The following is a 20,076-nucleotide window of genomic DNA, read 5'->3' as shown; positions in this document are numbered from 1 at the left end:
CCGATCGACGACTCGCCTGACCAAAGCCGACGGCGACGTGGGGTTCAGGTTCAGTCACCGGTTACGCGGCCCATGACCGCCACTCCCGCCGACGTCGGACACGACTGTTCGATGAGACCGCGGCTCTATGTCGTGGGAGAGGAGAAAGATGTCTGAGCGCAACTACACAACCGATGCCGCCGGAATCCCGGCACCGAGTGATGACCATTCCCTGACAGTTGGTCCGGATGGCCCGATCCTGCTGAACGACGCGTATCTGATCGAAAAGATGGCGACGTTCAATCGCGAGCGCCTGCCCGAACGGCAACCGCACGCCAAAGGCGGTGGGGCGTTCGGCACGTTCGAAGTAACCAACGATGTCAGCGCCTACACCATGGCTGATGTGTTCCAGCCCGGCAAGCAGACGGAAGTGCTGGCACGATTTTCCGCCGTCGCCGGTGAGCAGGGGTATCCCGATACCGTTCGGGATCTGCGGGGCTTCGCTGTGAAGTTCTATACCGAGCAGGGCAATTTCGACCTGGTCGGTAACAATACGCCCGTCTTCTTCGTGCGAGATCCGATGAAGTTCCAGGACTTCATCCGCTCGCAGAAGCGCCGCGCCGATAACAATCTGCGCGACAACGACATGCAATGGGATTTTTGGACCCTGTCACCGGAATCCGCGCATCAGGTGATCTGGCTGATGGGAGATCGGGGCATTCCGGCCACCTTCCGATACATGAACGGATACTCCAGCCACACCTACATGTGGATCAACGCCGCGGGCGAACGATTCTGGGTCAAGTACCACTTCAAGACCGATCAGGGCATCAAATTCCTCACCCAGACCGAAGCCGATCACATGACCTCGATCGACATCGACTACCACCAGCGTGACCTGTGGAACGCGATCGAACACGGCGAGTATCCGAGCTGGACGCTGAAGATGCAGATCATGCCGTTCGACGACGCGAAAACCTACCGCCACAACCCCTTCGACCTCACCAAGGTATGGCCACACGGCGATTATCCGCTGATCGAGGTCGGCAAGATGACCTTGAACCGGAACCCGGCCAACTACTTCACCGACATCGAAGAAGCCGCATTCGAGCCCAGCAACGCAGTGCCCGGCACGGGGCCCAGCCCCGACAAGATGCTGCTCGGGCGCTGGTTCTCCTATGCCGACGCACACCGGCACCGGATAGGAATCAACTACAAAGAACTACCGGTCAATTCGCCACACGCCACCGAGGTCCGATCATGGGCGAAAGATGGCGCCATGCGCCATCACAACCCGGGCGATCCGGTGTATGTGCCCAACTCGAAGGGCGGGCCGCACGCCGATCCGGCTGCGGCGGGACCGTCCGCGAACTGGTACGCCGACGGCGAGATCGTACGAACCGCGTACACGCTGCGCGCGGACGACGACGACTGGGGACAGGCTCGCACCATGGTCCGGACGGTTCTCGACGACGCCGCCAGGACACGACTGGTCGGCAATATCGTCGCGCACCTACTCGACGGGGTGAGCCCACCCGTGCTCACCAGGACATTCGCATACCTGCGCAACATCGACACCGATCTCGGCGACCGAGTCGAACAAGGAGTACGCGACAGGCAGGCGCAAGACGAACCGACCGCCACGGAGCGCCCGAAAGTCGGCCACACGAAATAGACCGTAGACGAATGAAAAGACCAGCTCCCCGTCTTATGGCCTCCAGCGGAGTCCGCACTCACGCTTCGATGCGGCCCCGCCGAGCGCCGCCGCACCCGTCCCGAGAGCGGTAGGCCGATTAACCGCCGGCGGTTCCTGCGAACGATCCTCGGACATGTCGCTCCGTTCTGCCGCACAAGACTTCCGACAATGCATCCCGGGCAGGCATTCGACGGCGAAGCCTATCCGCGGCCGCGCAAGATCGGATCGAACGACACGTCCGCGCCGCGATGAGTGCACAGGTGAATCGAACAGCGTCGGTCGCCGGGCCGCTGACACCGATTGATTGCCCGGGCGGCAATCTCATCGACTGGTGGGTGATACGGCCCGGCGCTTCAGACACCCGTGCTATTCCGTGCCAGTGTGGTGGCGAGTGATGACGACCAGTTCGATCTCGTCGGGAATCTGGTCGAACGCCGAGACGGGGACGCCGCGCAACTCTTGGCGCTACCCCCAGGTCGCACCCGTTCGGCGGACGAAACCGGGCGGTCGCAAGTAGCATCCAAGGATGCGATCGATCCGCAAATAGGCTGGGACAGTTCCCCCGTTCGGACCGTTCTGCAGTGCCTGCGCGGTGGCCGCGGCTGTCGCATCCCAGGTCGGCATCTGCTCGAGTTGCTCTCGCAATTCCGCTCGACTTCGCGGGAAGACGAAATACGGCGCGACCGCATTCTGCCGCGGCGTGTAGTGCCGCTCACAGCCCGCGGAGACTTCGGCAACCGCTGCCGCGGTGCGGGGATCGCCGAGTGAGTCCTTCACCCGAGTACCGTCGAAGAACGTGCGGCGCCCATCGGCGAGCGACGCCTCGTATTGCGCCCCGGTCTTCATCGGCGATCCCTTCTCAGCGGATATTTCGAATTCAGCACTGCTCCGGGAGTTTCACCCTCGAGCGTTCCGCGACCGCGTATCCGGATTCGTCGGGTACGCCGTCAGTCGAGCAGGTCCTCGATCTCGGCCTCGATCTGCTCAGGTGTGACGCTCGACTCGAAGCGGCGAACGACCTTGCCGTCGCGGCCGACGAGGAATTTGGTGAAGTTCCATTTCACCTCATCGGTGCCCAGCGCCTCGGGGCGTGTGGCCTTGACGTGCTCGTACAACGGCCCGGCCGCGGGGCCGAAGTCACCCGGCGCCTCCGCACGCAAGTAGGTGAACAACGGGTCAGCGTCCGGGCCGTTGACCTCGATTTTCCCGAAAACCGGAAAGGTGACACCGTAATTCGCCAAACAGAATTCTTGAATCTCGGCGTCCGTGCCGGGCTCCTGATCCCCGAACTGGTTGCACGGAAATCCGAGAATCTCCAGACTTCGGTCCCGACCTTTGTCGTACAGCGCCTCGAGACTTTCGTATTGGGGTGTGAAGCCACACTTGCTGGCTACATTGACAATGAGCACCACCCGGCCTGCGTACGTATCCAGTGAATGGCGTTCACCATCGGCGGTGATAACAGAATACTCGTGAATTGTCATGGCACACAGCGTATTTCAGGTCGGACAGTTCCGCAATGGGAGCGCGTTTCGATAATTACACATCCGGACATGATCTCGTCAGACTGCCGCGATGTCAGTCTCGTAGAAGTGCGTACCGCCCCCAGCATCGATGGCGGCGAGCGCAACGTCGGCATGGCGCAGTGGCAGCCAGCCGATCAGTAGGTCGCCGACGGCGAGCAGAAATCGCGCCGAGACGAGACCGATCCGGAAAATCTGTGCCGGACCCTGTTGCGCTGCAGCGCGGCCGTGCAATCCCGGCTCACCGCGATCGCCCACGAAGTCGCGGGTCTCAGCTGACTATTCGCCCCGATGGTGACCGGCCCGAATGATCCTGGGATCCTCGGGTGTCAGGGCCGATTGGCCGGAAGGCGGATGCCGGTGATCACGGACCCCGGCGCCCCGCTCTGCCACTCCGCTCCCGGGCCGGTACCTCGTCGGCACAGAACCAGGATGGGGTGCCGAATAACGACAGCAGACGATATACGCACGCATGCGATGGTCGGCATCGCGGCCTGGCTGGGCGTGTCACCTCGCGGTTTGCCGGTCCGGGCTGCAAAGATGCGTGTCCATGCCCAGAGGCCGGAAAAGGAAAGCATCACGCTGGCGTCTGCGGCGATTCATCCGCGATGCCCGCGCATCGCGGTGTGAGGCAGAATTCGGCATGTCGCTGCAAACCGAGATCTGGCATCGTCGCTACCCACCCGCCAGCGTCCTTCAAGCTTTGGACACCGACTGCGGTCACCCAGTGCCCGCGGACGACATGCCGACATTCACGGGTTTGGACATCCTTTTGCGCGCCCGCGGCTGGAGTTTCATTCGGGAATGTTCCGGCCCGAAACTACTCACCTTCAGATACCCGCCCTCCGAAACCGGCGTCGACTATCTGTGCCCGGGTCTGGAACCCGTCAGCACGGTCGTGGTCGTGCCGGATCGCTCCGGCCGCCCCGGCGCCGTCGCGAACTGCAAGGTGGAGATCCTGCTCGTCGGCACCCCTCGTGGGCAAGCCCATTTCACCAGCTTGGCCACTCTCACGACCCTTCTCGGCGTGATCGAATCCCACCGACCCACAGCCCCGACCCCGCTGGCATTCCTCCCGGTCGGCCCTGCCCATGTCTGAGGGCGCAGGATGCGAGCAGAGGCGATACCGAGCAAGGTCCACACCGCCCCGACACGCCCGCGCGCCTGCGTCAAAATTCGGCGAGCCGCGCTAGCCTTCCTAGCGGATCAACGATCCAACCCACAACACAGCAGGTTGTAACTCACTCATTGCACGTTGGGTACGGCCCTCGCCGAAAGTCGTCACACGGGGGCCGTCCAACGAATCCGACCGCGCACCGCCCGGGATTGCGCGTGCTCTGCGCGGACAGGTTGTCGGGGTTCCGGATCGAGAAATCGCGATCAGATCGGCAATTTCCTGCGCCCCTGGCTGCCGTTGTTCTTGGCGTTGACCCCGAATTCCGCGATCTACCGCAACGCCGAAACCGGTTTCGCGAGTTGGCGCAACGGCCCGGCCCGGATTATCTACCCAACGTTGCCTGACGCGGCACTAGTACCCGGAAGAGAGGAATTGGTCCAGTACCTGGAAGAACAGTAGCGGTTCGTCAAGTTGGGGAAAGTGGCCTGCGTTGGGAAAGATCTCGATGCGACTGTGGGGTACTTCACGGCGGAGGTTGTCGGCATGCGAGGCGGGAATCGTTCTGTCCCTGCCACCCCAGACCAACAGCGACGGAATCGTTTCGAATTTCGAGAAATGATGTTTGGCGCTGACCGTCTGTCCGCGCAGTCCGACAACTGCACGGGTGGATGCCAGAAACGCTGCTCTCGAAGACTTGTCCGACATGGTCTCGAGCCTGCGCCACGCTTCGACAGCGCCGCGACTCGGTTGCACTGAAAACCCGAGACGCCCCAGTCGTCTGAGTGCGGTCTCGGTGTTGCGCCGGACCCAGTCGGAGGCCAGGATCGGCAGCACCATTTCACTTCCAGGCAAGGTGGCCGCCCTGAGGAACAAGCTCACCTCGGGCCCGAGGCCTCCGCTGCTCACCAGACACAGCCGGTCGACTCGCTCGGGAAACAGGTACGACAATTGCATCACGATTCCGCCACCGAGGGAATGCCCCACAAACGCCGCCGTGGGAATCTCCAGATGATCCATCAAGTCGCGGAGAGTGGCGGCGTGTGAACTCAGTGAGTAGTCACCAACGGGTTTGTCCGACTGTCCGTGCCCGAACAGGTCGGGGGCGATTACTCGGTGCTTCCTGGCGAGTCCTGTGATCTGCGGCGTCCAGGACTCGTGCGAGCCGAGCAAACCGTGCACCAACACTACTGCGGGTCCGTCACCGACGTCGACGAACTTGAGGACGTCGTTGTGCAGCACCACGGACTCGAGTTCGTCAGTCGGCATCGTTCCCCTTCCGTCGCTGTGTTCGACCCGCGCAGTGTCCGGATTGGCCTGCGCCGCCGCCCGGCTGCAGCTTCCACTGCAAGAGACCACTCGCCCTGATCCGACAGTGATGGTGACGTGGTTGGGGTGTCCGAACACACCACGCCCATCCATCCAGGACTCTGCTGAGTATGACGGTTGTGGGTGCCTGGCGCTTCGCGCGGGCACCCAGGAATCTGGTTGTCGGCAACGTGGGGTTTGCGGCGGCCGGGATTGCCTGCAAGGAACTCTGCGCACGGCCGTTCATGGTGGCCATGGCAGGTCTACACTTCAGACGTCCAGACGGTGGCACCGCGGCCCGCGCCCGGATCCCCCTGGAACCAGATCTCCAACCAGCCCATCGACCACTTCGCCGACGCGAACAGTCGCGGCACGACAGTTCGCCATCGGCCACCGGCGCCGTCATCGTGCTCGGCCCGCTACGCAAGGCGACGCCGGTGAGACAGCTGCGCGGATCGGCGCGGAAACCGCCGCCATGCCGATGATTTCCGGAACCGCAGGCGATACCCGAACCGCGCCGGCCGACTACCTCGATGCATGACCCGGACTTCCTGCACGCGGACTTCCTGCACGGCGGCCCCGCCGCGCCGCCGACCGGGCCCTGAGCCACGCGGCGGCGTCGGCTCCCCGGCCGCGTTCGGAATCCCAATGCTGCTGTGCGGCAGTCATATCGACGTCGGCGACCGGGGTGATGATTCGAAGGGTCAGGGTGGCGCCGATGTCGCGTCCGATCACATCGAGCGTGCGCGCGGGCCGGTGCCGGTAGCCGTCGAGCCGGACCCGCCGCCCGGGGCTGTCCAGTTCCCTTGGCGCAGCAGACCATTCGTCGAGGTGATAGATAACGCGACGGATCGGGCCGAGGCCGGGCCGCAACACCGAGAACAGATCCGTCAGCTCCGCGACGAGATCACGGCTGTGCGGCCACCAGGCCCCGTCGACATCTCCGACGCCGGCGGAATCGAGTTCGAGCCGCAGACTGCGGGACGGCGACGCCTGTCGACCGGCGTTCGTCACGTGCGGTTGCTGTGTCATGAGCGACACTCCTGTCGCGGCCGTTGCGGTCCGCCATGGTGATTCGGATCGGGGTCCGGTGCTTGTCCGAGACATCGCGCCGACGGTTGCTCGGCGTTGCCGGACCGGATATTGCCTACGGTGTAACTCTACGCTGTAGACACCGTTGTGACCGCGGGATACGCTGAGGAGGGCGTCGACATCGCCTCCCACGCGGCCGCGACGACAGCGCCCGCCATGCGAAGAGTCGAGATCAGAAGACCTATTTCCGAAAGGAATAAGAAAATGGCGACGAAAACGCCTTACGAGCGCCGAGTGGCTCGCGTCCGAGATGCGGTGCGGAAGAACTCGGAACTCGACGACACCGCCGCGACCGCGCTCGCGGTCCAGGTACTGAATGCCCTCGATACGATCCCCGAGAAGATTCGCTGACGAGCGATTCCGCCCGCGCCCGCGGGCCCTCCGGTTGGACCACTCGACTTCTCGAGCCAAGGATTCGACGCTGCTCGGGTGCCGTAGCGGCTCGCCCGGTGTGAGTCCTCGGCGAATCCTGTTTCGCGCCTAGGATCTCCGCGCGAGCCACCGGGTCTGCTGCTGGGTGGAGATCAGTGCGAGTGTCGCTTCGGCGCTTTGGTTCTCGTTGCTGCCAGTGGGTTCCAGCCCGTCGGAACAACCGTTGCTGTCGGGGTCGAGGAGCGGGGGCGACGTCGTTCACGCCGCGGAACCAGGCCTCGTACGGATGCGCCAACGCCACCCGCCGGAACTCCCGGGCCACCCGGCGTACCTCGGCGACCCAGTCCGGCGCCGCAGCATCAACCGACAATTCCGTGAACACGATCTCGGCGACACCATCAATCACCGCGGCCTTGTTCGGCACATGCCGATAGATCACCATCGGATCGCGGCCCACCGTCTCGGCCAGCCGCCGCGCCGACAGCCCCCCGATCCCGTCGCGATCCACAATCTCCAGCGCTGTGCTCAACTCAGCGGACTGTCGCCGCGCCCAGCCTGACCTTGTTTCGACTACTCGGCGATTCAGCCATCACATACGGACTCCATCCCTCGGAACACACCACAACATATGATGTAGATCTACAACGTTGACATACAGCGCTGTGTGGCGTCTACTGAAGGTAACCGCCCCAGGGAGCACCACTATGGCGCCATTCCACATTCGCCGCCGGACCACACGGCACCGCGGCCCACCCGAAAACACGCCGCGATTGCGGCTCGAGCCCGAAAGCGACGCATACATCGACGGCGCCTGGTGGCCCCGGTCCGGTGAACTCACCACCGAACTACCGGGCCTGCTGACATTTCTGGAATTTCGGATGGGCCCCATCCGCCGCGTCGTCTACGACCGGGAAAGCTGGACATCCGCACCCCGCACCTTGACCGTCGACCATCACGAGGTCCAACTCGACGCCTACCCGTTCGAGGCAGGCAACACGATGTACGTCTTCGGCAGCGACGACAACATGCTCGTGCTGCAGGTCGTCCTCTCGACCACCGGCTACTACAGCGCACATTCCACCCGCCTCGGCGCCGCACTACAACCGGCACGTCAGCCCCTCGACCAGGAAGCAAGATCATGATTCATGGCAACACGCCCACGCACCGCCCGATCACGAACCACCTCGCTATGAGCAGGAGCACCGGCCCACCCGGAAGTCACACCCAACCGTTCGGCGCCCCCACCCGCACACCACGACTACTGATGCGCGGGAACAGTACCCGCGCCGGAGACGTCGACGGCGCATGGTGGCCCTGGACAGCCAACCTCACCGCCGAACTACACGACCTGATCGCCGCCCTCACCCCGCGCCTCGGCCCGATCACCGGAGTGGGCTTCGACTGGAACCGGATCAGCCGCACCCAACGCCACATCGATCACGACGACGGCGTACACATGCACGACCCGAGCGCCGACCAACCCCCTGGCATCATGCGCCTGACCGTGTCGCGCGGCCCCCAGGCGGCCCTACTCGTCATCCCCTTCGACACTCCCCGCGACCGAGCCGACAACCTGATGCACCAGGCAACGCGAAGCACGGGACCGATGGCGTCCCAGTCGTGATCCTCGATCCCGGCACCCGCCACGTGACAGTGCCTGCGACACGGGCGCGCGGCCTTGCCCAGAGATTCGCAGCCAACGCGGTGTGCTGATCTGCACGAAACAGATCAGCGGATTCCGGCCGGACCTCACCATCCGCTCCTGCTTGCTCCGTGCGTCGACGTCGCCGCCAGCGGTAGTCGGTCATCAGCTGCACGAACTCGCGGACCACCCCGGCCGACGCGGTCATATCCGCGGACAGACGCCAGTAGTTCGTCCAGGAGTGGCGTACTCCTGGTCCGGGATGCTCCGAGCTACGCGCTGAGACAGACCTGACTCACCGCGTCACCGGTGGGCCGCCTCGGTTGTCGATACGGTCCTGTCCGTGTGCCCTTGCGCGGCAAGTAGTCCGGTGGCGAGTGTGTCGATGAGGGGTGGTTCGTCTGTCCGGTCCGCCGGCGGCCAGAGCAAGAGCGCAAGAAATGATCGGACGGCCAGTGCTGTGAGGGAAGTATCGGTGGGGTTCAGTCCGATGAGCTCGGCGGCGATTGCCGACACGGCGGATGATCGTACGGCGATTCGCGCGCCCTCGATCACGTTGCGTGATTGTGGGAACCGGCGGGCGATCGGATCGGCCCGGATCTCCCGCAGGGCCACAGTGAAAGCGGTACGGGCGCGGTCGAGTCCGGTGGTATCGGCCACCGCGTGGCGAACGGTATCGGTGATCCGGGTTGATGTGCCGATGAACACCGCTTCCACGAGTTGTTTCTTGCCGCCGGTGTGCCGGTAGATGGTGGCGCGCGAACAATGCGCCCGGGCTGCGAGTTCGTTGATGTCGAAGTGATCGACCCCGCGCTCGGCGATCAGCTCCCCGGCGATCGTGTAGAGGCGTTCACGGGCGCTGTCGGAGCGGCTGGGACCGACGAGCCAGTCATGAGGCATATCTCATTATGAGACAGCCCTACATTTTGATTCGACTGCACGAACAGGCCGCGGCGTCGGCGCGAGACACCCGGCGCCACCGCGCGGCAGGGGCAGATGTCGACTTCGGATGGGCCTCTTGCGCGCAGGTCCAGGCGCATCGACCCTGTTCACATGCATGATCTCGACAACCCGTACCCGTATTTCTCGGAGCTTCGCGAGGCGTCCCCGGTGCACCGGCTGGGTGATTCGTCGTTCTATCTGGTGAGCTCGTGGGAGCTGATCTCCGAGGTGGTCGGGCGCGCGCAGGAGTTCTCCTCGAATCTCACCGCGACGATGGTGTGGCATGAGGACGGGACGGTGACACAGTTCCCGGTCGCCGAACTCGGATCGCCGGTGCATGTGCTCGCGACCGCCGACGACCCGATGCATCGGCACCATCGCAAGGTAGTGACGCCGTCACTGACCGCGAAACATATCCGGGCTCTGACGCCGTTCATCGCGGCCACCTTTCGCCGATTGTGGGATGAGGGCCTGACCGACGGCCGTATCGATTGGGTACAGGCGGTCGGTCAACGGCTCCCGATGGCAGTGGTCACCGAGTTGATGGGGTTGCCTCCCTGCGATATCGATCGACTGGTGCGGTGGGCGTTCGCCAGTACCGCGCTACTCGATGGCGTGGTCACCCCCGAGCAGCTCAGCGACGCCCGAGACGCGGTGGGCGAACTGGCCGCATACCTCGCCGAAGCATTCGCGGCCGTGTCGGGCGAACCAGGAGACAACGTCCTGGGTGATATTGCCCGTCTCGTCGATGATGGCGCGATCGACCACGACACCGCTGTGATGGTCCTGATCCAGCTCGTGGCCGCCGGCGCCGAATCCACGATCAGCCTGCTGGGCACCTCGGTCTGGCTCTTGGCGCAGCGCGAGGACATCATGGCGCGATTACGAGCCGATCGTGGCCTCGTCCCAGCGTTCGTCGAAGAAGCATTGCGGCTGGAGTCGCCGTTTCGCGGTCACTTCCGCCATGTCGTCGCCGACACCACCCTCGCTCAGGTGGCCCTGCCCGCTGGATCTCACCTGTATCTGGCGTGGCCGGCGGCCAACCGTGATCCGCAACGGTTCGAAGACCCGGACAGCATAAGCCTCGACCCGTCGAAACGGCGCTCGCACATGGCATTCGGCAAAGGAGCACACTTGTGCGTGGGTGCAGCCCTGGCCCGGCTCGAGGGACGTATGGGCATCGAGTTCCTGCTCGATGCCACCGCGGAATTCGACGTCGACACAGCACACCCGCAATGGGCGCGCAGTTTGCTCTCCCGACGACTGCAGACCCTGCCGATGACAGTGCGTCCATCATGAACGGCGGCAACGACAGACACGCAATCCGCACCTTGCTCTACCGGTACGCCGAGATGCTCGACGCAGGCGACTTCGCCGGTGTGGCAGCACTATTCGCCGACGCCGACATCATCGTCGGTGAGCAGGTCACCGGCCACGGAACAGAACATGTCACCGAGATCATGCAGGCCATGCTCATCGTGCACGACGACCACACCCCACGCACCCGCCACCTGATCACCAATCCGATCACCGAATTCGACGGACCCGATCACACAACGGCTGGAAATTCAGCAGCCGCGACTATTCTCACCTCGACTTCACCGGCGACACCTGCAACCACCTGGCCTGACCAACAGCGGACACCTGCGAGCGGATGTTCCCGCTGCAAGGCCACCAGATCACCTCCCGGCCTTTGGATGTGGTGCGGATCGCGGTCCCGCTGCTGGCGTACTTCGCGATCATGTGGGGCGGGGGCTACCTGTATGGACGTGTGATCGGGCTGGGCTACGAACGCACCATCACGCTGGCCTTCACCGCTGCGAGCAACAATTTCGAGCTCGCGATCGCCGTCGCGATCGCGACCTACAGCGTCACCTCCGGGCAGGCCCTTGCTGAGTCGTCGGCTCACTCATCGAGGCCCTCGTCCTGGTCGGCCGCGTGCACATCTCCCTGGCCCCATTCGAAAGCTCCCGGCAGGCTGCTGCGGTGAATGCCTGGACGCTGCCCTGCTGGAGGTTCTGCGAACTGGTGTGACAGCTGGACAAACACGTAGGAACCGGCGTGCGGGCCAGCGCACTGACCGGAACGCGATTCGTTCGGCATGCGAGCAGTCAAGGGCGGAGACGACGTCGCCACCGGTTCCTCGAACCTCGGCGGCGATCGACTCTGCAGGGCCGACGACGGCTGCGCGGGGTGCGGCGCGGATACACGGTGGGCTCGTCTCTCGCACAGAGGTGGCCGTCGTTCGGGTGGACAATGGGGAGATGCACCTGCACGGGACGCTGCCCGGGCCGGGAAGGGGCCTGAGCAGAGCCGAACTGCTCGCCGCGACATCGCTTGCGATCGACCTCGGTCTGGGTCAGCCGATGGAACACATGCTTCGGTCGTCCCTGATCGCGACACGGATCGCCGAGCGGATGGGGCTCGACCTGCAACAGCAGGCGACCGTGTACTACGCCAATCTGGTCGGGTGGATCGGTTGTCACGCCGACTCGCACGAACTTTCGGCGCTCTTCGGCGACGACATCGCCTTCCGAGCCGACACCTACACGGTGGACATGACCGGCCTGCCGTTTCTGCGGCTGATGATGGGTCATGTCGGACGCGGATTGCCAGGCTGGGAGCGCGGCGTCCGTGCCGCTGCCTTTCTGGTCACGGCTCGCAGCCAGGTCGCCACACTGATCCAGTCGCATTGCAGTTCCGCCGGGGTTCTATCGGATCGGATGGGCTTGGACGAGCAGGTCGGAAAGGCGCTGGCCTACGCCTTCGAACGCTGGGACGGCCGAGGGTTGCCCAACGGTTCTCGCGGAGACGATATCCCGATCGAGATCCACATCGCTCACGTGGCAGATGTCGTCGAGGTGCACCTGCGGACGGGTGGGCTCGAGCACGCGAAGGATGTCCTGCATTCTCGCCGCGGCAGTCAGTTCAGCCCGGCCGTGGTGACGGTGTTCGATCGCGACGCGGCGGCGATCGTCGACGAGTTGCTCGACGTCGACGTCTGGACCAGAGCGTTGGCCCAAGCACCGGATCGTGACCGCACCCTGACGGCCGAGGAGACCGACAAGTTACTCCAGGCCATGGCTGATTTCGTCGATCTCAAATCTCCGTTCACTCTGGGGCATTCACGTGGCGTCGCGAATCTGGTGGCCGGGGCAGCCCGACACCTGGGCATGTCGCCGTCGGACATCACGCATCTCTACCGTGCCGGCCTAGTGCACAGTCTGGGCAAAATGGGAGTGTCCAACCGGATCTGGGAGAAGAAGAGGCCGCTCACTACAGCTGAATGGGAACGGGTACGGATGTATCCCGATCTGACCGGGCGGATACTCAGTCGAGTCAGCGGCTTGGAGTCGGTGGTGTCCATCGCGATGAAGCACCGCGAACGGATGGACGGGTCCGGCTTTCCCCGGGGGATCGCAGGCGCGGAGTTGACCGCGCAGGACCGGCTCCTTGCCGCGGCGGAAGCTTATCAGCGACTGCTCGAGCCGCGGCCCTACCGGCCACCGCTCGATCCTCGCGGGGCTGCCGACCAGTTACGAAAGCAGGCGCGTGCCGGACGCTTCGACGCCGAGTCGGCTGCGGCCGTGCTCGCGGTGGCCGGTCCGCGGATCTCGCGGCGGACGCCCTGGCCTGCCGGGCTGACCGACCGCGAAGTCGAGATCCTACGACTCGTCGCACAGGGCCGATCGAACCGAGAAATCGCCGCCGAACTGTTCATCGCCGTGAAAACGGCACGCAACCACGTCGAACGTGTCTACGCGAAGCTCGGCGTCAACAACCGCACGCAGGCCAGTCTCGCCGCGATCGATCGGGGTCTGGCGGGGTTCCCGGTCAATGCGGCCGTGGGAACTGAAGCGTCCGCTGCGCCAGGTACTTCAGCTCGGCACCACCAATGATACTGCCCGGCCCGATATCGACGTCACACGGCTCAGCGGCATAGTCGACACGCGTCCTGTCGACGGGCAGGTCGCCATATGGAGCGCGCTGGAAACCCGGCTGATTACGCACAGTCGGCCCCGGTGACGGGTTGGCGGAGCCGACATGCGTGGGGACTTCACCACCGAGATGCGCCGGGCCGGGATCGCCGGTCCAAGACCCATATCGTGGCCAGTATGAGGCCAACGGCCAACGAGGCGAGCGCGATGAGACTGGCGCCGGTGCCTCCGTGGAAGGTGTCGCCATAGGCGGACATGGCAGGCAGCGTGGCAGTGTACCGCTCGAGATCCAGGTCGCGACCCAGCGCTTCGAATGCGTGCCGGTTGGATAGACCGAGACTCATCAGGCGTCCCGGGAGAGCCATCCGGTCAACCGGGACTATCGCTCCACCGAACAGAACCTGAGGGAAGCAGAGCATCGGCAGGGCGAGAGCGGCCTGCGCGGCGTTGGAGACCGCGGCCGAGGCGAGCAATCCGAGGGCCAGCGCCGAGGTCGCCTCGATCACAATCGTCACAAACAGGAAACCGGACACCTCCCATCCAACGGCGGGGAGCCGACCGAGCGCCCGCAGCACCCCCAGGAGCACCGCGCTCACTCCAGTCAGCACCGGAAGCAGCGCTGTCACCTTGGATGCCACGTAGGCGCCCACGCTGAGCCCGGCCAGGCGCTCCCGCCGGAAGACGGCCATCTCCCCGACGATCTGGAGCAGACCGTAGGTAAGGCCGAAGAAGAAGCCTGCGAATGCGATCCAGAACACGATCTGGACCGGGCCGAGGTCGGCTTCGCTACGCGGATCGAACGCGCCGCGCTGGAACAACGTCGCCATCATCGCAGTGACCAGCACCGGTGAGCCGAGCAGGACCGCCAGCGTCAACCGGTTGCGCAGGAGAACGTCAACATTGCGTCGTGTCAGTAGCCACCATTGCTGGACCATGCCGGTGCGCTGGACGTCCGAACGGGTGGCAGGGATGGGCAGTGGAGCCGAGCCAGGCCGGACTTCGAACTTCCCTCGGCCATCCGCGAATCGCTCCGCCCAGATCTGAGGGGTGTGCTCACGAGCGACCCGGTCGTACACCTCGGCGAGATCCTCCACACCGAAGTAGCGCCGAGCCTCGGTCGGGCTGCCGGTGAAGGCCAGGTGGCCGCCGCGCGCCAGGAATACCACCCGGTCACACCGGTCGATGTCGGCCGGCTCATGCGTCGTGAGAACGACTGTGACCCCGCGCTGGCCGAGCCGGCGCAGCAGGCGCATCACGTCGGCTGCGGTCGACGGATCGAGCCCCGAGGTGGGTTCGTCGAGGAAGAAAAGGTGTGGCCGAGTCAGTAACTCCACGGCGATGCTGGCCCGTTTGCGCTGGCCGCCCGAGAGCGCACCGACCGGCACCTCGGCCCGATCAGCCAGGTCCAGGTCATGCATGGTCTCTTCGACCAGCCGGTCCGCCTCGGCCGCGGATGTGCCTGCGGGCAGCCGCAGCCGTGCCGCGTAGCGCAGCGTGCGGCGCAGGGGCATCTCGAGGTGGATGATGTCCTCCTGGGGCACGTAGCCGATACGGGAATCGGCGCTGACTCGTGTTCCGCGAACGACGCCATCATGCCGAACCTCCCCGGCAGACGGTGGCCGCAGTCCCGCGAGGATCTCCAGCAATGTGGTCTTTCCTGCTCCACTGCCGCCTGCGACGGCGACCAACTCGCCTGGTTCGACCGACAACGACAGTTCCTGGAGAATCTGCCGCGCCCCGACATGCTGGCTTACCTCCACCGCATCGACTCGCCCGCCACCCGCCACTCCAGGTACATGATCCGAAGTGCGGGTACCGAACTGCCCGACGTTCGGTAATTCGACCGTCAATTCGGTCATGACCGATGATCTCTGTGATTCCTGAATTCGCTTCGTCATGCCCTGATCATCGGTCCGCCGCCTCCGTGGTCGCATGAGGCGTCTGCCTCAAATCGCGCCCACCAGGAACCGACCGCCTCAGCGAGCAGCGGGGCCACGCGGTGGCCCCGGCGCATACCGGCCCGGGCCACGGGGATCGTGCAGGTGATGACCGACGGTGTATCCAACGGAGCTTTGACACCAGAGGGTGATAATGAGACTTCGCCGACAGCGCAAACCCCTGTCTCGCAGACCATTACACAAATATCCGCGGAAAGGTCACTGAGGCGGGCCGTCGGCCTGCTCGGCTTGTCCGTAGAGTCTGGGTGCTTCCGCGCACCCCACCACGGAGACAGTCGATCGGGATGCGCGCCCACAGTTTCAACACCCAACACCGGTGGCGGCGACCTGGGACGGGTGCCGGCCCGGGCCGCCACCGCCACACACTTTCGCAGACCTACCTCGCCGTCGCCGGACTGGTATCCGACCGCGACGCCAGCCAGTGGAATCATCCGCCTCCCCCAGACCGGCACGCCTGGATCCCAATAGCGGATCAAGTCGTAAGAGGTAGCCCGAACGCAGCGCACCTATAGATCGGGACGTTGATTGACGGTACATTAATCAGCGATATGGTCTCCGCCACCTGAGAGAGGACCCAGGCATGACTACAGTGCGACCCACCTCGGAGGTGTCGGCGTCTGCGGATGCGCTGCATGCGGAAGATGCGGGATATCACAAAGCGTTGCGTCCGCGTCAGCTGCAGATGATCGCGATCGGTGGCGCCATCGGTACCGGGCTGTTCCTGGGTGCGGGTGGGCGTTTGGCCGGGGCGGGCCCGGGATTGTTCATCGTGTACGCCGTTTGTGGTGTATTCGTGTTCTTCATCCTGCGGGCGCTGGGTGAGTTGGTGCTGCACCGTCCGTCCTCGGGGTCGTTCGTTTCCTACGCCCGCGAGTTCTACGGCGAGAAGCTGGCTTTCGCGGTCGGATGGATGTACTTCTTCCAGTGGTGCATGACCGGAATCGTGGACATCACCGCCGTCGCCACGTATGTCCATTACTGGGGGGCCTTCGCGGCGATCCCGCAGTGGCTGATCGCCCTGGTCGCTCTGGCCTTGGTGGTGGGCATCAACCTCGTCTCTGTGAAGTGGTTCGGTGAGCTGGAGTTCTGGGCCGCGCTGATCAAGGTCGTCGCGCTGGTCACCTTCTTGATCATCGGCACCGTCTTCCTCGTAGGCCGGTTCACCATCAAGGGCGAAACCACCGGTCCGAGCGTGATAGCCCACAACGGCGGGCTGTTCCCGAGCGGCGTCCTGCCACTGGTTCTTGTCACCACGGGTGTCGTATTCGCCTACGCCGCAGTGGAACTGGTTGGCACCGCGGCCGGCGAAACGGAGAACCCGGAGAAAATCATGCCGCGCGCGATCAACTCCGTCATCGCCCGGATCGCACTGTTCTACGTCGGATCGCTGGTGCTGCTCGGTCTGCTCCTGCCCTACACCGCCTTCAAGTCCGGTGAGAGTCCCTTCGTCACCTTCTTCTCGCGGATCGGCTTGGACGGCGCCGGGTCGGTCATGAACCTGGTCGTGCTGACCGCGGCATTCTCCAGCCTGAACGCCGGCCTCTATTCGACCGGCCGGATCCTACGGTCGATGTCGATGAACGGCAGTGCGCCGGCGATCGCGGCGCGGATGTCCCGCGGCGGCGTACCTTACGTCGGCATCCTGGCGACCGCCGCGATCGCGCTCATCGGTGTCGGCCTCAACGCGGTAGTGCCGGAGAAGGCATTCGAGATCGTGCTGAATATGTCGACGCTGGGCACCATCACCTCGTGGGGCGCGATCGTCGTCTGTCAGCTGCAGCTGTGGCGTTGGTGGCGCAAAGGGCTCGCGGAGCGTCCATCGTTCCGTTTGATCGGCACGCCCTATACGAGCGTGGCGACGCTGGTGTTCCTGGTGACCGTAGTCGCGTTGATGGCGTTCAGCGACGACGAGGTGCAGCGCGGCGCGGTGTTCACTGGGGGCGGCATCATGGTTCCGGCGCTGGTCGGCGGGTGGTTCCTGGCCCGCAAGCGAGTAGCGCGCATCGCACAGCAGCGCGAGGGCATCACAGGTCGGTTCCCGGTTCTGGCCGCGCGTCCGCTGCGCCGGAACGACGACGGCGAACCGGTCACGGTTCTCGACGAAAGCGGGCAAGAGTAGGAACTTCGGCAAAGATACCGAGGGCTGCTGCACCGCTCGATCAGCGCGCACTTCGCGAAGTTACTGATGATCTTCCAGCGCGGAGACAAGCCCAGCGCACCGCAACGCATCGAGCCCCCTTTCGTCTTGCTGCACCACGAGATCCTCTCGGCGTTCGCCTCGGTGCCCGATCGCGTCCTCGTGGAGATCGTCGACACGATCTTGCTCCCCTCGTGCGCTGACCGCCCGAAGCAGCCCGCGATCGTGCCCACAGCGGTATCGATCCCACACGCACGCGTCGCTGACGCGCATGTCCCCTGGCCCGACAGTTGGCGCGAACAGATCGAACGGGACTCGATCCCGGTCGATGATGACGTGTACGAGATCCATTACGGCACAAAAGCCCACCAGGACACCCTGGTATAGGCAAATGTGGTCGCCGGAGAATCACCTGCGGCAGTAGAGCTGTCGATGCGCGGTGACCGGCACCTTCGTCGACTCCACTCGCCCCTGGAACGGCCGAGGCCCTGGGCGCGCGGCGAACTGCCGCAGGTATTCACGTTCGGTAGGGCTGTCCGGATGCACAGGGTTCCGCTTGTTCTCTCGTCCCTGCTTGGCGAAGTGCGTGTCGAGGCCCGCAGGTTTCTCCATTCCGCTACTTCACCATGCCGACGGTGATCGTGGATACGTCAGCTCACCTATGTCAGTCCAGCCAGGGCAACGCACCAAACCCGGCAGTAGCGGATGTTCCTGCACCGCGGTCGATCTCGCTGGCGGCGCTGCGCGCTGACCAGTTCAGTCAGCGCGGCATGCGACATTTTCGGATGTTTGGCCCTTCTCCCGATCTGAGGTCGGGCACGTTGGTCGTCGTGACGGTCACAGTGCTCACCGCCTTTCTTCGTTTCCGGCTTGACCTTGCCCCGGAGGCAAGGTTCGACGATGGTTCGCATGAACAACAACGCACTGCACACAGTCGAAGTCCAGATCCGCGAGCAGGTCTGCGCCTACTGCGAGTCCAACAACGTTCCCGGGTTCGTTGCCGGCGTCTACCACGCCGGCGAGCAGATCGTCGTCGCCCACGGCACCGCGAACGTCGCTACCGGCGCACCGATGCTCGAAGACACCGGATTCCTCTTCGGTTCTGTCACCAAGGTCATGACCACCACGCTGGTCCTCCAACAGGTCGAGCGCGGAGTCCTGGACCTCGACACACCGGTCGTGAAGTACCTACCCGAATTCGCCCTGACCATACCGGGTGCGGCGGACAAAGTCCTTGTCCGGCACCTGATTTCGCACACGAATGGCATCGACGCGGACTTGTTCTTCCCCGATGCCAAGGGTCGCGACGCCCTGAAGATCTACGTCGAGGGCCTCGCGAGCAGCTGCGGCAGCCTTTTCGAACCCGGTGAGCAGGTCAGCTACTCCAACGGCGGCATGATCGTTGCGGGACGCCTGCTGGAAGTGGTGACCGGCATTCCGTTCCCTGAACTGCTCGAGCACGATCTCTACATACCCGTCGGCATGCAGGACTCCAGCACCTCGGCCGAGCAGGCCATCCTGCGCAGCACCGCGGTCGGCCACTTCAATGACCCCGAGACCATGGCGGCCAAGCCCACAGCAATGTTCACGCTGCCCGACACCTGGGGGCCGGCCGGCGGCACGCCGATCGGCACCATCACAGACCTGCTCGCCTTCGGGCGCACGCATCTCGCGGGCGGTGTATCTCCCTGTGGCGCACGGGTTCTCTCGACCGAGTCGACCGCGCTGATGCAGCAAGTCTCCTTCGACATGGCGAGCCCGAACGTCCCGCCGATCGGCATGGGCTGGGTGCTGTATCCGTTCGGTGACACGACCGTCCTCGCCATGTCGGGCGCATCGCCCGGTGGCGTATCGATCCTGTGCGTTGTACCCGAACACGACCTGGTCTTCACCGCCTACGGCAATATCTCCGGGGCGATCATGCTGCAGGACCAGATCCTGCAGCGGCTCCTGAACGAGCACCTCGGCGTCCAAACGCCCACTCTGATAACCGAATCCGATCCCGACGTCGACCTCACCCCCTACGTGGGCACCTACCGCTCCAATCAGCTCCGCGTCGACGTCAGCATCGTCGACGGTCAGCTCGAAGAGCGGACAACCTACGAACCGGCCGACGAATCACAACGGCGGATCTTCACCGAGTTCGCCGGCGGCACGGCCTCCGCCCCACCGCAACGCTACGTCCCGATCCGGCCCGGCCTCTTCGCGCCCGCCGGATACCCACATGAGGCATTCGACGGATATCTGCGACTGCTGCTCGTCTCCTACCACCATGTCCGCGACGGCCAAGCGCGCTTCCGCAACGGCGGCGGACGCCTGACCCGACGGGCCTGACTGTTCCGTTTGCCCGCCGCCCGAGTGGAAGGATGTCCAGC

Annotated in this window: 18 protein-coding genes and 4 pseudogenes; 13 read left to right on the top strand and 9 right to left on the bottom strand. The window is 64.5% G+C overall.

The window, feature by feature from the left end:
- Positions 1-148 precede the first annotated feature (148 nt).
- On the top strand, positions 149-1,654 hold the full coding sequence (locus ON40_RS37750) for a catalase (RefSeq protein WP_040830186.1): 1,506 nt from the start codon (positions 149-151) through the stop codon (positions 1,652-1,654).
- 486 nt (positions 1,655-2,140) lie between these two features.
- On the opposite strand, the gene ON40_RS37745 is transcribed toward ON40_RS37750, so the two are convergent.
- The 3 genes from ON40_RS37745 to ON40_RS55095 all read right to left on the bottom strand — a co-directional run bounded on the left by ON40_RS37745 (position 2,141) and on the right by ON40_RS55095 (position 3,456).
- Positions 2,141-2,521: a hypothetical protein gene (locus ON40_RS37745; RefSeq protein WP_040830158.1), complete on the bottom strand. Its 381-nt coding sequence runs from the start codon at positions 2,519-2,521 to the stop codon at positions 2,141-2,143.
- A gap of 101 nt (positions 2,522-2,622) precedes the next feature.
- Positions 2,623-3,159, bottom strand: coding sequence for a glutathione peroxidase (locus ON40_RS37740; protein WP_040830157.1), 537 nt, complete (start codon positions 3,157-3,159; stop codon positions 2,623-2,625).
- A 78-nt stretch (positions 3,160-3,237) separates the two neighbouring features.
- Positions 3,238-3,456: an acyl-CoA dehydrogenase C-terminal domain-containing protein gene (locus tag ON40_RS55095; RefSeq protein ID WP_040830156.1), complete on the bottom strand. Its 219-nt coding sequence runs from the start codon at positions 3,454-3,456 to the stop codon at positions 3,238-3,240.
- A gap of 385 nt (positions 3,457-3,841) precedes the next feature.
- Here ON40_RS55095 and ON40_RS37730 point away from each other — a divergent pair, with 385 nt between their 5' ends.
- Both ON40_RS37730 and ON40_RS53545 read left to right on the top strand, forming a co-directional pair.
- Positions 3,842-4,297, top strand: coding sequence for a hypothetical protein (locus ON40_RS37730; protein WP_157186688.1), 456 nt, complete (start codon positions 3,842-3,844; stop codon positions 4,295-4,297).
- A 253-nt stretch (positions 4,298-4,550) separates the two neighbouring features.
- Positions 4,551-4,735 (top strand): annotated as a pseudogene (locus ON40_RS53545) (carboxylate--amine ligase); the annotation flags it as partial.
- On the opposite strand, the gene ON40_RS37725 reads toward ON40_RS53545, so the two are convergent.
- The gene (locus tag ON40_RS37725) at positions 4,727-5,581 is read right to left on the bottom strand and encodes an alpha/beta fold hydrolase (protein WP_040830154.1); all 855 of its coding nucleotides are present in this window, start codon (positions 5,579-5,581) and stop codon (positions 4,727-4,729) included. The pseudogene ON40_RS53545 and the gene ON40_RS37725 overlap by 9 nt on opposite strands.
- A 564-nt stretch (positions 5,582-6,145) precedes the next feature.
- A complete protein-coding gene (locus ON40_RS49360; protein WP_157186687.1) occupies positions 6,146-6,652 on the bottom strand; it encodes a DUF5994 family protein in 507 nt (168 codons plus the stop codon).
- 264 nt (positions 6,653-6,916) lie between these two features.
- Between ON40_RS49360 and ON40_RS53540 the strand changes: the two genes are divergently transcribed.
- Positions 6,917-7,063 carry a DUF6307 family protein gene (locus ON40_RS53540; RefSeq protein ID WP_169541972.1) on the top strand — a complete coding sequence of 49 codons (147 nt, stop codon included), beginning with the start codon at positions 6,917-6,919 and terminating at the stop codon, positions 7,061-7,063.
- Positions 7,064-7,367: 304 nt separating this feature from the next.
- Here ON40_RS53540 and ON40_RS55090 read toward each other — a convergent pair.
- Positions 7,368-7,613: pseudogene (locus ON40_RS55090) on the bottom strand (TetR family transcriptional regulator); the annotation flags it as partial.
- A 175-nt stretch (positions 7,614-7,788) separates the two neighbouring features.
- On the opposite strand from ON40_RS55090, the gene ON40_RS37715 reads away from it, so the two are divergent.
- Positions 7,789-8,226, top strand: coding sequence for a DUF5994 family protein (locus ON40_RS37715; RefSeq protein ID WP_063713168.1), 438 nt, complete (start codon positions 7,789-7,791; stop codon positions 8,224-8,226).
- A 47-nt stretch (positions 8,227-8,273) separates the two neighbouring features.
- On the top strand, positions 8,274-8,708 hold the full coding sequence (locus ON40_RS37710) for a DUF5994 family protein (RefSeq protein ID WP_051194197.1): 435 nt from the start codon (positions 8,274-8,276) through the stop codon (positions 8,706-8,708).
- A 321-nt stretch (positions 8,709-9,029) separates the two neighbouring features.
- Here ON40_RS37710 and ON40_RS37705 read toward each other — a convergent pair whose 3' ends face one another.
- Positions 9,030-9,626, bottom strand: coding sequence for a TetR/AcrR family transcriptional regulator (locus ON40_RS37705; RefSeq protein WP_063713167.1), 597 nt, complete (start codon positions 9,624-9,626; stop codon positions 9,030-9,032).
- Between the two features lie 153 nt (positions 9,627-9,779).
- Between ON40_RS37705 and ON40_RS37700 the strand changes: the two genes are divergently transcribed.
- The 4 genes and pseudogenes from ON40_RS37700 to ON40_RS37690 all read left to right on the top strand — a co-directional run bounded on the left by ON40_RS37700 (position 9,780) and on the right by ON40_RS37690 (position 13,567).
- A complete protein-coding gene (locus tag ON40_RS37700) occupies positions 9,780-10,967 on the top strand; it encodes a cytochrome P450 (RefSeq protein WP_040830153.1) in 1,188 nt (395 codons plus the stop codon).
- Positions 10,904-11,206: pseudogene (locus ON40_RS56360) on the top strand (nuclear transport factor 2 family protein); the annotation flags it as partial. The gene ON40_RS37700 and the pseudogene ON40_RS56360, both read left to right, overlap by 64 nt.
- Positions 11,207-11,322: 116 nt before the next feature.
- Positions 11,323-11,702, top strand: a pseudogene (locus ON40_RS37695) (arsenic resistance protein); the annotation flags it as partial.
- A gap of 230 nt (positions 11,703-11,932) precedes the next feature.
- Entirely contained in the window at positions 11,933-13,567 is a 1,635-nt protein-coding gene (locus ON40_RS37690; RefSeq protein WP_051194188.1) for an HD domain-containing phosphohydrolase, read from the top strand.
- A gap of 158 nt (positions 13,568-13,725) precedes the next feature.
- On the opposite strand, the gene ON40_RS37685 is transcribed toward ON40_RS37690, so the two are convergent.
- Positions 13,726-15,504, bottom strand: a complete 1,779-nt coding sequence (locus ON40_RS37685; protein ID WP_373282043.1) for an ABC transporter ATP-binding protein/permease — start codon at positions 15,502-15,504, stop codon at positions 13,726-13,728.
- A gap of 640 nt (positions 15,505-16,144) precedes the next feature.
- On the opposite strand from ON40_RS37685, the gene ON40_RS37680 reads away from it, so the two are divergent.
- Together ON40_RS37680 and ON40_RS54080 are read left to right on the top strand one after the other, a co-directional pair.
- On the top strand, positions 16,145-17,683 hold the full coding sequence (locus ON40_RS37680) for an amino acid permease (RefSeq protein WP_051194187.1): 1,539 nt from the start codon (positions 16,145-16,147) through the stop codon (positions 17,681-17,683).
- A gap of 66 nt (positions 17,684-17,749) precedes the next feature.
- Positions 17,750-18,088 (top strand): hypothetical protein, encoded by a 339-nt coding sequence (locus tag ON40_RS54080; protein ID WP_040830150.1) that lies wholly within the window; start codon positions 17,750-17,752, stop codon positions 18,086-18,088.
- A gap of 21 nt (positions 18,089-18,109) precedes the next feature.
- Here the strand turns inward: ON40_RS54080 and ON40_RS52720 are convergent, their stop codons facing one another.
- Positions 18,110-18,313, bottom strand: a complete 204-nt coding sequence (locus tag ON40_RS52720) for a hypothetical protein (RefSeq protein WP_157186686.1) — start codon at positions 18,311-18,313, stop codon at positions 18,110-18,112.
- A 297-nt stretch (positions 18,314-18,610) separates the two neighbouring features.
- Between ON40_RS52720 and ON40_RS37670 the strand changes: the two genes are divergently transcribed.
- Positions 18,611-20,035 carry a serine hydrolase domain-containing protein gene (locus ON40_RS37670; protein ID WP_218008935.1) on the top strand — a complete coding sequence of 475 codons (1,425 nt, stop codon included), beginning with the start codon at positions 18,611-18,613 and terminating at the stop codon, positions 20,033-20,035.
- Positions 20,036-20,076: the final 41 nt, after the last annotated feature.

The organism is Nocardia jiangxiensis NBRC 101359 (genome assembly GCF_000308615.1).
Classification (GTDB): Bacteria; Actinomycetota; Actinomycetes; order Mycobacteriales; family Mycobacteriaceae; genus Nocardia; species Nocardia jiangxiensis.
This window is presented reverse-complemented; position numbering and strand designations above follow the sequence as displayed.

Coding starts and splice junctions, on each gene's coding strand:
- ON40_RS37750 (WP_040830186.1), top strand. CDS start 149: ATGTCTGAGCGCAACTACACAACCGATGCCGCCGGAATCCCGGCACCG.
- ON40_RS37745 (WP_040830158.1), bottom strand. CDS start 2,521: ATGAAGACCGGGGCGCAATACGAGGCGTCGCTCGCCGATGGGCGCCGC.
- ON40_RS37740 (WP_040830157.1), bottom strand. CDS start 3,159: ATGACAATTCACGAGTATTCTGTTATCACCGCCGATGGTGAACGCCAT.
- ON40_RS37730 (WP_157186688.1), top strand. CDS start 3,842: ATGTCGCTGCAAACCGAGATCTGGCATCGTCGCTACCCACCCGCCAGC.
- ON40_RS37725 (WP_040830154.1), bottom strand. CDS start 5,581: ATGCCGACTGACGAACTCGAGTCCGTGGTGCTGCACAACGACGTCCTC.
- ON40_RS49360 (WP_157186687.1), bottom strand. CDS start 6,652: ATGACACAGCAACCGCACGTGACGAACGCCGGTCGACAGGCGTCGCCG.
- ON40_RS53540 (WP_169541972.1), top strand. CDS start 6,917: ATGGCGACGAAAACGCCTTACGAGCGCCGAGTGGCTCGCGTCCGAGAT.
- ON40_RS37715 (WP_063713168.1), top strand. CDS start 7,789: ATGGCGCCATTCCACATTCGCCGCCGGACCACACGGCACCGCGGCCCA.
- ON40_RS37710 (WP_051194197.1), top strand. CDS start 8,274: ATGAGCAGGAGCACCGGCCCACCCGGAAGTCACACCCAACCGTTCGGC.
- ON40_RS37705 (WP_063713167.1), bottom strand. CDS start 9,626: ATGCCTCATGACTGGCTCGTCGGTCCCAGCCGCTCCGACAGCGCCCGT.
- ON40_RS37700 (WP_040830153.1), top strand. CDS start 9,780: ATGCATGATCTCGACAACCCGTACCCGTATTTCTCGGAGCTTCGCGAG.
- ON40_RS37690 (WP_051194188.1), top strand. CDS start 11,933: ATGCACCTGCACGGGACGCTGCCCGGGCCGGGAAGGGGCCTGAGCAGA.
- ON40_RS37685 (WP_373282043.1), bottom strand. CDS start 15,504: ATGACGAAGCGAATTCAGGAATCACAGAGATCATCGGTCATGACCGAA.
- ON40_RS37680 (WP_051194187.1), top strand. CDS start 16,145: ATGACTACAGTGCGACCCACCTCGGAGGTGTCGGCGTCTGCGGATGCG.
- ON40_RS54080 (WP_040830150.1), top strand. CDS start 17,750: ATGATCTTCCAGCGCGGAGACAAGCCCAGCGCACCGCAACGCATCGAG.
- ON40_RS52720 (WP_157186686.1), bottom strand. CDS start 18,313: ATGGAGAAACCTGCGGGCCTCGACACGCACTTCGCCAAGCAGGGACGA.
- ON40_RS37670 (WP_218008935.1), top strand. CDS start 18,611: ATGAACAACAACGCACTGCACACAGTCGAAGTCCAGATCCGCGAGCAG.